Annotated in this window: 9 protein-coding genes; 6 read left to right on the forward strand and 3 right to left on the reverse strand. The window is 36.9% G+C overall.

Annotated features, from left to right (window positions below; all coding sequences use genetic code 11):
* From EV142_RS20120 to EV142_RS20130, 3 genes are read left to right on the forward strand one after another with little or no spacing between them, the layout of a single operon-like run.
* Positions 1-678, forward strand: a complete 678-nt coding sequence (locus EV142_RS20120; RefSeq protein ID WP_132037643.1) for a hypothetical protein — start codon at positions 1-3, stop codon at positions 676-678.
* A gap of 22 nt (positions 679-700) precedes the next feature.
* On the forward strand, positions 701-1,522 hold the full coding sequence (locus tag EV142_RS20125) for a peptidoglycan-binding domain-containing protein (RefSeq protein WP_132037644.1): 822 nt from the start codon (positions 701-703) through the stop codon (positions 1,520-1,522).
* A 1-nt stretch (position 1,523) separates the two neighbouring features.
* Positions 1,524-2,828: an ATP-binding protein gene (locus EV142_RS20130; RefSeq protein WP_132037645.1), complete on the forward strand. Its 1,305-nt coding sequence runs from the start codon at positions 1,524-1,526 to the stop codon at positions 2,826-2,828.
* 180 nt (positions 2,829-3,008) lie between these two features.
* Here the strand turns inward: EV142_RS20130 and EV142_RS20135 are convergent, their stop codons facing one another.
* Both EV142_RS20135 and EV142_RS20140 read right to left on the reverse strand, forming a co-directional pair.
* Positions 3,009-4,337: a sensor histidine kinase gene (locus EV142_RS20135; RefSeq protein WP_132037646.1), complete on the reverse strand. Its 1,329-nt coding sequence runs from the start codon at positions 4,335-4,337 to the stop codon at positions 3,009-3,011.
* 1 nt (position 4,338) lies between these two features.
* A complete protein-coding gene (locus EV142_RS20140) occupies positions 4,339-5,688 on the reverse strand; it encodes a sigma-54-dependent transcriptional regulator (RefSeq protein WP_132037647.1) in 1,350 nt (449 codons plus the stop codon).
* 277 nt (positions 5,689-5,965) lie between these two features.
* Between EV142_RS20140 and EV142_RS20145 the strand changes: the two genes are divergently transcribed.
* Genes EV142_RS20145 through EV142_RS20155 form a run of 3 tightly spaced genes read left to right on the forward strand, consistent with a single transcriptional unit; the run spans position 5,966 to position 11,526 of the window.
* Positions 5,966-6,679 carry an ABC transporter ATP-binding protein gene (locus tag EV142_RS20145; RefSeq protein WP_132037648.1) on the forward strand — a complete coding sequence of 238 codons (714 nt, stop codon included), beginning with the start codon at positions 5,966-5,968 and terminating at the stop codon, positions 6,677-6,679.
* A 4-nt stretch (positions 6,680-6,683) separates the two neighbouring features.
* Positions 6,684-9,101, forward strand: a complete 2,418-nt coding sequence (locus EV142_RS20150; RefSeq protein WP_132037649.1) for an ABC transporter permease — start codon at positions 6,684-6,686, stop codon at positions 9,099-9,101.
* A 1-nt stretch (position 9,102) separates the two neighbouring features.
* Complete coding sequence (locus tag EV142_RS20155) at positions 9,103-11,526, forward strand: ABC transporter permease (RefSeq protein ID WP_132037650.1); 2,424 nt, start codon at positions 9,103-9,105, stop codon at positions 11,524-11,526.
* Between the two features lie 257 nt (positions 11,527-11,783).
* Here the strand turns inward: EV142_RS20155 and EV142_RS20160 are convergent, their stop codons facing one another.
* Positions 11,784-12,089: a hypothetical protein gene (locus EV142_RS20160; RefSeq protein ID WP_132037651.1), complete on the reverse strand. Its 306-nt coding sequence runs from the start codon at positions 12,087-12,089 to the stop codon at positions 11,784-11,786.
* Positions 12,090-12,345 lie beyond the last annotated feature (256 nt).

Consider the following 12,345-nt stretch of genomic DNA (forward strand, 5'->3'; position numbering starts at 1 on the left):
ATGGAAAATTATTTAAAAAAAACAGAACAGTTTATTTCTGAATTAAAAGAGAATCCGAACATTTCCGATGTAACTTTTGAAAAAGGAATTGGAATCAAAGAAGAAGATTTTACCGATTATTCGGAAGAATTTTCACTTGTAATCTCTGAAGAAGTCAAAAAATTCTATTCAGAATTTGACGGTCTTAAATTAGAATGGAAATACAATCCTGTCAAACAAAAATCACTGGAAGGATATGTTAACATACTCCCTTTTTATAAAATGGTCCTGGGAAATAATGATAATTTATGGGAAAATGAAATATGGGGAAAGCAAACTCCAGATAAGGATGTTGCATTTTATAAAAATCTGAAAATATTTGATTATTTCGAAAAAGATAATGTTCATTGCGTTTGCCTTGAAGTATCCGGTAAAACAATAACACCCAACTTATGGATTTTCAGAGAAGGTTACGAACCTGTTCCTATGAAGATCAATATAACAGAATACATTGAAAAATTAATTTACACAAAAGGTTTTTGGGGTTGGCAATACCTGTTTACGAATATAAATCTTTCTTTAGATAAACACGAAGGACTTCTGGCAGGTATTAAAGAATCAATAGAATCATGGTCAGAATTATTTTCTCCTGAAATCCTGACTAAAATTAAGAAGGATCTTGATCATATAATTAATTGATATAATTCAAAAAACTTTAGTCATGCAAAAAACATTCTACCAAAAAGAACTGCTTATTAAAGCCACTCAACAAAGAAAAGGGCTAAATAATAACAAAAAAGACATTGAAAAAATTCAGTCCTGGCTTAATTTATTTGCCACTCAAAACCCAAACGCAGGAACTGCAACGGGTATCGACGGCGATTTTGGACCGGCCACAGAAAAAGCCGTACTGAATTTTCAAAAATTCAACGGCCTGTCCCAAACAGGAACTGTAGATCAAAAAGTATTCGATGTATTGGCAGCTCCTCTTAAGAAAGCTTTCGAAGACCCCATACCTGGCAATAATTTGAGAGATTTGATTGTGAATACAGCCAAAAGCCATCTTAAAAATCACCCTTTCGAACTGGTAATCAACAATCAAAGTAATAGCGGACCTTGGGTACGAAGTTACATGGACAATCACGAAGGAACAGACTGGTTTTGGTGCATGGGATTTGTTCAGGCCATCATTGACCAGGCGGCTTCTGTTCAGGGAAAAAACTTCAAAACGCTGATGCCGTTAACCTACAGCTGTGATACAGTTGGCGTAACCGGTATTCAGAAAAAACTATTGACCCGCTTTCAAACGGCACGAACCAATCCGGCTTTGATAAAACCGGCAGATGTATTTCTGATTCAGAAAACAACAAACGACTGGTTTCATACCGGAATTGTAACTGCTGTTCATGGAGATCTGATTGAGACTATTGAAGGCAATACCAATTCTGATGGTTCTCATAACGGAAACGCGGTCATGAACAGAATCAGGAATTATAAACAATCCAAAATAGATTTTTTTTCAATTGAATCCTTAGTAGTATAAAATGGAAAATGTATTCACTTACTTAAAAAACCAATTCGCATTTCAGCTGGACACCCTTTTTCAGGTCGAAAACCCAATGGAAAAACCGGTTTTGAATCAAATCGATTCAACCGGATTTATCAACGAGTTCATCATTGAAAACAGTCTGACTGAAATCGATATTCTTTTATTGGGACTGGCGCTTGCTCCGCATGTAAAACCGGATTTCCTGAGTTCGGTTATTGCCGAATATTTACCCAATGGCGGCGAATTGCCTGAATTTGGCGGCATCAAAACGAAAAACCACCGTGGCATTTTACCAACTGGTGAAACGGCTCAGTTTTTAGTTGGCGGAAATGATCTGGACAACCGAATTCTGTTCTATAATTACCTGCACAATCAGTCCTTTCTTTACCATAAAGGAATCATCAAAATAGATTCCGTTCCGAATGGCGAGCCGAAACTGAGCGGTCTGCTGATTTTAGAAGACGAATACATCGAAAAATTCATCACCGGAAAAATTTTAAAACCGCAGCTCAGCAGTGTCTTTCCGGCACAATTGATAGAAACTTCACTGGAATGGGACGATTTGGTGCTCAATACTACTACGCTAAATAACATCAGGGAAATCGAAACCTGGCTCAAATTCAACGAGATTCTGCTTCACGAATGGGACATGAAAGCCAAGATAAAACCGGGTTTCAGAGTCATGTTTTACGGCGCACCCGGAACCGGAAAAACGCTTACGGCTTCACTTCTGGGAAAATATACCAAAAGAGACGTGTACCGAATTGATTTGTCTATGGTGATTTCGAAATACATCGGGGAAACCGAGAAAAACCTTTCTTCTCTTTTTGACAAAGCGGCTGACAAAGACTGGATTCTCTTTTTTGATGAAGCCGATGCCGTTTTCGGAAAAAGAACCAACGTCAGGGACGCACACGATAAATACGCCAATCAGGAAGTTTCGTATTTGCTGCAGCGTATCGAAAATCATCCCGGACTGGTTATTCTGGCTTCTAATTTTAAAACGAATATTGATACGGCTTTCACCCGAAGATTTCAGTCTATCATTGAGTTTGAAGTGCCTTCGTCTGGAGAACGTTTACAGCTTTGGGAGAACAACCTGCCTAAAGGAATTAAAATTGCTGAAGACGTCAATCTTAACGAGCTTTCAAAAAAATACGACATTACCGGTGCAAATATTGTCAACATCATTCAATACGCCTGCCTGCGAACATTAGAAGACGAAAACGAAAGCATTAATCTCCATCACCTTATTCAGGGCATTAAAAAGGAATATGCGAAAGAAGGAAAAATGATGTGAGCAGGGCTGCTATGTTTTGGTTTACCGACATTGTCACTTCGACGTAAAGAGACCCGATAGCGAACAGACGAAGTAAATCGCACTAGAAACTCCGTAACTAAAGTCGCCAATCTTTGTAGAATTACGAATGTGATTTCTCCTTCGTCGAAATGACAAACTGTATGGGATTGATCCACAAAATTATTCCTCAATCAGACAAATCACGAAAGTTGTTTTATCCTCGTGATTTCTAAAATCAAGATAACCGCCATGCGCTTCAATGATACTTTTGGAAAGCGTCAAGCCAATTCCGGCACCTTCTTTTCGGGTTGTGAAAAACGGAAGGAATATTTTATTTTCGATCTCAGGATCAATTCCGTTTCCGTTATCGGTAATTTTTATAAAAACCCTGTTTTCCTTGACTTCAGCAGCAATTGTAATTTGTTTGTCTTCCCGGTCTTCCAAAGCGTGCATGGAATTGGTTAAAAGATTGATCAGCACCTGCTCGATTTGCTGATGGTCGACCAGAAGCAAATGATTAAATAAAATGGTATTAAGGACTTTTATCTGTTTGTTTTTGAATAACGGATTCATGACCTGAAAACAGTTCTCAATGAGTTTCCCCAGTTCTATTTTTTCTTTTTTGGGTGAAGGCAACATGGCTAATTTCCGGTACCCTTCTACAAATTTCTGCAGGAGATCACTTCGCCTCAGCATCGTTCCGACACCTTCTTTGATGTCTTCCAGATCATCGGATGAAATCGAATCCTGTTCGACCAGTTCCTGCAGGTTTTGGGAAATCGAACGAATGGGCGTGATAGAATTTAAAAGCTCATGCGAAATTACTTTCATCAAATTGACCCAGGCTTCTTTTTCTTTTTTCTCGACTACATTCTGAATGGAATCCAGCAAAACGATGAAATAATCCAATTCGCAGATTTCTGTTCTCGAAGTCTGCATGACGAATGTCTGCGCATTTCGCTCATTGACACGGATTTCTAATGACGTTTTGATTTCCTGAAAATCCTGTTCCTCGATGACTTCACATAAAGACGGCAGCTGACTTTTAAGCAATTTCCATTTGGAAACTTTTGGCACATCAAAATGTTTCGAGAAATAATCGTTCATCAAAAAAACATTCCATTCGTTGTCTTCTTTTCTCAGAATAATAATTCCGGTCTCAATATTGTTTAAAATCGACGTATAAATAATATCTCGCGAAACCTGTTCGTTTTGTTTACTCTTTAAAATAGCATAGAGTTTAAAAAGATCATTCTGATTCGATTGATACCGGGAAAAATCCGAGGTGAAATCATTTTGTATGATTGAAGAAATGGTTTTGTCGTACACCATAATAAGGCTCTTTACATAAAAATACAATTCAATGAGCAGAAAGAGAACAATCAGAAAACCAAAAACAGGCGCAAAAACAAATTTGATTTTGTGCAGGTACAGCGAAAATTCAATCCCCGTCAGAATCAAAAGCAGTCTCAGGAAAATAAGGTTGTATGTTTTTAACGATTTAAGCATATTAGTTCGTGCTGATGTTATATTTTTCTAAACGGCGGTACAGCGAACCTCGTGACAATCCCAGTTCTTCGGCCGTTTTACTGATATTGTTGTTGTTTTTTAGTAAGGCTCTTTCAACAGTTGCTTTCTCAACCGTAGAAAGCTGAATATCATCCGGATTGTCTTCATATTCCGTGATCTGCTCCAGATCTAAATCTGCAATTGTAATGATATTGTTTTCACAGAGAATAACCGCCCGCTCTATTTTGTTTTCCATTTCACGGATGTTTCCGTTCCATGCGTGTTTTTCAATTTGTTCCGGCACTTTAGGATCAAAAGTGATTTCGTCCCTTCCGTATTTTTCGATCATTTTTTCAAGAAGATAGGCTGCCAGTGGAATTTTGTCTTCATTCCGCTCGCGCAAAGGAGGCAGTACAATTTCCATCGTATTGATGCGATAATACAAATCTTCCCTGAAATTTTTATCTGCCACTTCCAGTTTCAGGTTTAAATTGGTTGCGGTGATAATCCTTACATTCAAAGGCCTTGGTTTTGATTCGCCCAGTCTGGTCACCATTTTACTTTGAATCACCTGCAGCAGTTTCGATTGCAGATGCAGTGGCACATTTCCGATTTCATCTAAAAAAATAGTTCCGTTCTGCGCCATTTCAAAACGTCCCGGAGTATCGATTTTGGCGTCTGTAAAAGCACCTTTGGCATAACCGAACAATTCGCTTTCGAAAATATTGGCATTCAAAGAACCTAAATCAACTGCGATAAAAGGCTGGTTTTTTCGTTCTGACTGGCTGTAAATATGATGGGCCAGTACAAATTTTCCCGTTCCGTTTTCACCCAGTATTAAAACGTTGGCATCGGTTTTGGCTACTTTGTCTGCCAGTGAATAGGCTTTTTTTATAATAGGCGAATGGCCTGTAAAAAACTCATCCTTAATTTCAGTATTCCTGTCTTTTTTCTGTTCTTTACGACTTTTATCAACGGCTTGTTTGACCGATTCCAGCAATTTTATATTTTCCCAGGGTTTTAGAATATAATCAAACGCACCGTTTTTCAGGCCTTCAACGGCAGTTTCGACTTTTCCGAAAGCGGTCATTAAAATAACAACGGTTTTTGGAGAAAGGGTTTTTATTTCCTTCAATAGATATAAACCTTCTTTGCCGTCCTCAAAACCAATCCTGTAATTCATGTCAAGCAAAACAACATCAATAGTATTTTTGGCCAGTAATTCGACGATGTTTTTGGGATTATTGAGCGTATAAATGGTCTCAAAATACTTTTTCAGATACAATTTCGACGCAAAAAGGATGTCTTCCTGATCGTCTATAATTAATATTGAAGCATTGGTCTTTTTCATTTTTGTTCGGTTTTGGACGAAAGGTGTCCAATTATGGACAGTGGCTCTTTTTTTCAAATACTAAGATTTTAAAAATAAGGCAGTTATAATGTTTAATTTTTTGGCACGGAAATCACATTAGTCCTGATAAATCATTCATTATTAACCCCTTTCAAAAGTAAAAATAACAAAATAAATAGCTTTAAAAAATGGTTAATTATCTTAATTTTCAGACATGGTTCTTTTACTTCGAAAACTAAGATTATTACGAAATCAATCCAATCAAAAAACAGCAATTATGATCACTATTAAAAAACTTTCCAAAATTTTCAGAACAGAAGAAATCGAAACCAACGCATTAGCAGAAATTTCATTAACGATTAATCAGGGTGATTTTGTTTCAATTATGGGTCCGTCCGGAAGCGGAAAATCCACTTTATTAAATATTGTCGGATTATTGGACAGCGCTTCAGCTGGCAGTTATTTGTTGCTTGGCCGGGAAATGATTGGATTAAAGGAGAAATTGAAATCGAAAGCCAGAAAAGAGAACATTGGATTTATTTTTCAGAATTTCAATTTAATTGATGAATTATCGGTTTATGACAATATCGAATTGCCACTGATTTACAATAATGTTCCTTCTTCGGAAAGAAAAACAAAAGTGCATGAAATTGCGACGAAATTAAATATTGCGCACCGGCTGAAACATTATCCGCAGCAACTTTCCGGAGGACAACAACAGCGTGTCGCGGTGGCCAGAGCCCTGATCAATGATCCGAAAATAATTCTTGCCGATGAACCTACGGGAAACCTGGACAGTAAAAACGGAAACGAAGTAATGGAATTACTAACGAATCTGCATACCAACGGCGCTACGATTTTGATGGTAACGCACTCTGACTATGATGCTTCTTTTTCTCAAAAAACAATTTTAATGAAAGACGGAATTATTCTTTCTGAAAAACTGAATCATAGAAATGTAGATGTTTTGGTAACCAATTCTAACCACTAGGATCATGCTGAAAAATTGGATAAACGTTTTTATTTACCACACCAAAAACAACAAGCTGTTTACCGCTTTGAATGTTTTGGGGCTGAGTATTGGAATTTCCACATTAATTTTTGCCATTCTGTATTGGAATGAAGAGCACTCCTACGACCAATGGAATCCTGAAAAAGACAACGTATATGCTGTCTTAAATGATATGGGAGGCGGAAGCATCTGGACGGTAAATCCAGCGGCAACGGCACCAGCCTTAAAAGCAATTTCTTCTGATTTAGAAAGTTACTGTTACTTTACTACCAATTATGCTAAAGAAACAATAATCTATAACGGAAAAAAAGAATTAGTCAATAAGATCTTTTCGGCGCAGCGTAATTTTTTCTCCTTCTTCCCTTTCAAATTTATTTACGGAAATGGAAAAACCGCCATTCAGGATAACAGCAGCATTGCCCTTTCTGAGGAAACTGCTTTGCGTTTATTCGGAAATGAAAACCCGATGGGCAAACTTGTAAAACATCTCGATCGGCTCTTTACCGTTCGGGGTGTCTATCAAATCACTGAAAAATCTTCCGTGATGCCCGAAGCGGTTACAAGCACCATTGAAGATGAATTAGAAAAAAACAAAGGGCAATGGGGCTATAGTTATGGATTAATGCTAAAAATAAAAAATCCGAAAGTAACTGCCTCGATCATCAAGATCCTGGATGACATTTATATTGAGAAGAATGCCAAAGTACAGGCAAAAGAAGCCGGATTATCCCTTGAAGAATATGTAAAAACGTATGGAGATCTCATTAAAGCTGTTTTATTGCCTTTACCGGAAGCAAGACTTTATAACGGAAATTATGTTTTCCCGGAAGAAAACGGAAATAGGCAGTTTCTCCTGATTTCAATGAGCTTATCGATCTTAATCTTATTGCTTTCTATAGTAAATTATATCAATCTGGCTACGGCCAATGCCATAAAAAGAGCTAAAGAAGTAGGTGTAAGAAAGATTACCGGCGCGGGAAAAGGACAAATTATTGCTCAGTTTGTATTTGAAACGGCCTTACTTACTTTTTTTTCTGTGCTGCTGGCCTTGGTAGTTGTCGAAATTGTACTTCCTTATTACAATTCCTTTTTAAATAAAAACCTATTGCTGATCGGGGCTCAGTTTTACATTGAGTTAATACTGATTTCCCTGATAGTCATTTTTGTTTCCGGAGTTTTGCCAGCGGTATATGTTTCCAATTTTGAAGTTTTAAAAGTGCTGAAAGGAAATTTTTCCCGTAGTAAAAAAGGAATCTGGCTGCGCAACGGAATGCTGATTTTACAATTTGCAATAGCTGCCTTTTTTATCACCGGATCTTTTATCGTCTACAAACAGGTAAATTATATGGCCGCCAAAGACTTAGGTTTTAAAGGAGCGCAGGTTCTGGACATTGTTTTTAAAGCAAAAAAAGGAATCAGTCCATACGAAAGATATAAAACAGTACAACAGGAAGCCCTTAAAATTAAGGGTATTGAAGCCGTTTCGGGAGCCTTATTCTCTATGGGAACGCGTGACAATTCCTGGTCGAGTTTTACTTATAAAAGCAGTAAGGCGATCATGATTCAGGAAATGGGAATTGATTTTGGAACGCTGGATGTTTTAGGTATAAAACTAAGCAAAGGAAGAGGCCTGGGTCCTGCCTTTTCTTCTGATACGATTTCTTCTGTCTTACTGAACGAAGCCGCTCTTAAGGCAATTGGGGAAAATCAGCCGCTGAACAAAATAATTGACTGGAGAGATCGAAAATTCAAAATAGTGGGTGTTGTTAAGGACTTTAATTATTTTGGACTGGAGAGTGATATATTGCCTATGATTTTCTATCATCTGACCACAAAAAATGTGAGTGAAATTAAAGATGATGTACGCCATGTTTTTATCAAGATCTCGTCCCGGAATGTACCTCAGACTATTACTGATCTGAATAAATTCTGGTCCGAAAAAGTAGATCCCGATTATCCTTTTGAGTATAATTTTGTAGATAAAAACTTCGCCAGAACGTATAAAAAATACGAAGACCAGAGAGATTTATTTGCGCTCTTAAATGTAATCGTTATTCTGATTGCCGTTTTCGGATTATTTGCTTTAGCGTCTTTTTCAATGGAAAGAAGATTACGCGAGATCGCCATTCGGAAAACACTAGGTGCAGAAACCTCTATTTTACTCCGCGAATTGTCCGGACAATATGTGCTCTATTGTCTGATTGGTTTTGTGATCGGAATTATTCCGGCCTATCTGTTATTACAAAAATGGCTCGAAAATTTCGCTTTCCGAATCGACATTCCGCTGCTGCCGTTTATCATCGCCCTGGTGTCTTTATTATTGCTGACACTGACCATCGTTTTGGCAAAAGCCTATCAGGTAACAAAAGTTGATGTTTTACATTATTTAAAATACGAATAACATGCTCAAAAACTGGATCAACATATTTATATACCATATTAAAAACAACAAGATTTTTTCGATTTTGAATGTTTTAGGATTATCCATCGGAATTACAGGATTAATTTTTGCTTTACTGTACTGGAATGACGAACACAGTTATAATGCATGGAACCCTGAAAAAGACAACGTTTATCAGGTAGTAGTTCAATTAAGTGACATGCCGGCTGTAGCTGAAAATTCAGTACGTCTAAAAGCACATCTGGAAAGTGATCCTAATGTGACAACCATCGTTTACGCAGACAATTGGTATCAAAAGGATAAAATTATTTACAAAGGGAAAAAAGAATTTGCAGATAAAATCATCAATGTAGAAAATGGCTTCTTTTCTCTTTTTCCTTTTCAGATCATACAGGGAAATGCCGCTTCAGCATTAAAAGACGGAACAAGCATTGCGCTTTCTGAAGATATGGCCAAAAGAATATTCAATGACGAAAATCCGATTGGCAAACAAATAAAGTGCTGGAACACGATGTTTACCGTTCGTGCCGTTTATCGCATTCCGGGAAATTCCTCTATTGCTCCCAATGTCATTGTTAACCACATGAAGGATTTGGTAGATCTCAATAAAAACAGAGGCCTTTTTGTTTTAAAAATACTGCTAAAAATAAAAGATCCTTCCAAAGTGGACGTCACCAGAAGAATGCTGGAAAAAGTATACTACGATGAAATCATTGTAAAAAGCTCCAAAGAAGCCGGAATGTCGCCCGCAGAAATGGAGAAAAAGATCGGTCGCTTTAAAATTTTTATGGAACCACTTTCCCAGGCCCGATTGCATTCTATCGTTGACGGATATCCGGAAGGAAGAGGCAATTATCAGTTTTTACTCATTATGGCCGGTTTGTCTGTTTTGATTCTCATTTTGTCCATTGTCAATTATATCAATATGGCTACTGCGAATGCGATAAAACGCGCCAAGGAAGTCGGTATTCGTAAAATTCTGGGAGCTTCAGGAAAAGATATTATTTTCCAGTTTATTTTTGAAACCCTTTTAATTACTTCTTTTTCCATTTTGCTGGCGTTGGTAATTGCAGAATTAACCCTTCCCTGCTACAATAACTTTTTAGGCAAAAATCTAATGATTATTGGCGGACAGTTTTACCTGCAGGTTATCTTAATTTTCATTTTTACTATTGTAGCTGCAGGAATTTTTCCGGCGTTTTATGTTTCAAATTTTGAAAGTATGAAAGTATTGAAAGGCAATTTTGAAAGAAGTAAAAATGGTATCTGGCTGCGAAACGGAATGTTGATTTTTCAGTTTGCAATTGCTGCCTTTTTCATCATTGGTTCTAACATTGTCTATGAACAAATAAAGTATTTAAGTCATAAAGATTTAGGTTTTAAAGGCGATCAGGTGCTGGCAATTTCATTAAACCTTCCCTCTTCTTATTATGAAGGAGATGAAATTGGCCAAAAGATTTTCAATCGATACACTACCATAAAACAAGAATTATCAAAAATAAAAGGTGTAGATCAAGTAGCTACAGGCCTGCTCTCTTTTGATGGCACTACCGATGATTTATGGCCGGTTTGGTACAAAGAAGAACTCTTTAAACAAACCGCAATTGGCTTAGATTACGGGTTGCTGGACCTGCTGAAAATAAAAATAGTAAAAGGCCGGAACCTAAGTCCGAAATTGGCTTCAGACACCCTGAATTCTGTTCTGATCAATGAAACATCGCAAAAACTAATGAAACTCAAAGACCCCATCAATCAGGAAATCAGAATTGGGAATCAAAAGATGAAAATTGTTGGTGTAGTCAAAGATTTTAATTTGTTAAGTCCGGAAGCTCATGTTCCGCCAATGACCTTTTATCACATCAAGACTTTAGATATGGCTGACGGAATCAATCTTGTATACGTAAAACTAAAATCAGATAATATCGAAAATTCAATTGCCGATATAGAGCAATTCTGGAAAACAAAAGTCGATACCGAATATCCGTTTAAGTATGATTTTATTGATAAACAATATGCCAGAACCTACGAGTCCTATGTAAAGCAAAAGAACTTATTTTCGCTGCTGAATGTGGTCGTGATCCTGATTGCTCTTTTCGGATTGCTTGCTTTGGCGTCTTACTCTATCCAAAGGCGAATGAAGGAAATCGCGATCAGAAAAACCCTGGGCGCCGAAACGAATGTTTTACTGAAAGAACTCTCCGGACAATATGTTTTGTATTGTATCATCGGGTTTTTAATAGCAGCTTTCCCCGTTTATTATTTGCTGACCAAATGGCTCGAAAATTTTGCTTATAGAATCAACATAGAGCTGTTTCCCTTCGTTTCCGGATTTGCCCTTTTATTGGCACTGACCTTATTAATTGTCTTGTCAAGAGCGTATCAGGCAACGAGAGCAGATATCCTGAAACATTTAAAATACGAATAAGTACCACCATACAACCAACAATTATTTTTAAATCCTGCTTCAATTAGTTCACAGATTGTCCTTTTAGGATTAGTAATTAAAGCTTCGGAGAAATCTGAAGCTTTTTTTGTTTTGGCTTTTCATAATTTAAGTACTATTCGAAGTAATCAGGGGCTTTTCTTTTCAGTAGAAAATTGATGCTGTTCTTCAAAATCAGGCATAAAAAAAGACTGCCTTTACAAACAGTCTCTCTTTTTATTTTTTTCGATGCAAAAGCCTTAAGCCACAAACAAAGCGTATTTATTATAGTTGTATAAAACCTGATCGTAAGGCACCAGTTTAGAAGCGATCTTTTCTGAAGAAGCGTCAAATTTGATTCCGTTATACTTTCTAAACAAATAGATTTCTTTCAGGCAATTGGACAAACTTTGGTGAATTGCTGTTGTAAAAGTAGGGATTTGTTTGTCCCCTACCAGTAAATCGATCTGGTAATTAGAACTGCTTTTTGAAAGGTTATTTCCAATAATTCGTATCGTAAACGTTGTAGACTTTCCGTATTGTTCTCCTTTATACTGTACTACCATAATTTTAGGATTAAAAAGTTAAAATTAATTATTTCGGCACTTCGGCACGCTACTGCTGAATTGAATAATAAAGTTATGAAAAAAAATCAAATTCCTATTCAGACTGATGTATAATTATTAAATCGGCACAAAGTTAGTTCAAAAATTATTTTAAAAAAGGATTTTCAATGCACAACTTTTAATAAAACGGGAATCCCTTCAAAAAAAGCCATAAAAAAAACCGTAACGAAGTACGGTTTTCAGTAATTAACTAAAT

It is taken from the genome of Flavobacterium circumlabens, assembly GCF_004345565.1.
Lineage (GTDB): Bacteria > Bacteroidota > Bacteroidia > Flavobacteriales > Flavobacteriaceae > Flavobacterium > Flavobacterium circumlabens.

Bases quoted from the DNA above. Each gene is read 5' to 3' on its own strand.
- EV142_RS20120 (WP_132037643.1), top strand. From the start codon at position 1: ATGGAAAATTATTTAAAAAAAACAGAACAGTTTATTTCTGAATTAAAA.
- EV142_RS20125 (WP_132037644.1), top strand. From the start codon at position 701: ATGCAAAAAACATTCTACCAAAAAGAACTGCTTATTAAAGCCACTCAA.
- EV142_RS20130 (WP_132037645.1), top strand. From the start codon at position 1,524: ATGGAAAATGTATTCACTTACTTAAAAAACCAATTCGCATTTCAGCTG.
- EV142_RS20135 (WP_132037646.1), bottom strand. From the start codon at position 4,337: ATGCTTAAATCGTTAAAAACATACAACCTTATTTTCCTGAGACTGCTT.
- EV142_RS20140 (WP_132037647.1), bottom strand. From the start codon at position 5,688: ATGAAAAAGACCAATGCTTCAATATTAATTATAGACGATCAGGAAGAC.
- EV142_RS20145 (WP_132037648.1), top strand. From the start codon at position 5,966: ATGATCACTATTAAAAAACTTTCCAAAATTTTCAGAACAGAAGAAATC.
- EV142_RS20150 (WP_132037649.1), top strand. From the start codon at position 6,684: ATGCTGAAAAATTGGATAAACGTTTTTATTTACCACACCAAAAACAAC.
- EV142_RS20155 (WP_132037650.1), top strand. From the start codon at position 9,103: ATGCTCAAAAACTGGATCAACATATTTATATACCATATTAAAAACAAC.
- EV142_RS20160 (WP_132037651.1), bottom strand. From the start codon at position 12,089: ATGGTAGTACAGTATAAAGGAGAACAATACGGAAAGTCTACAACGTTT.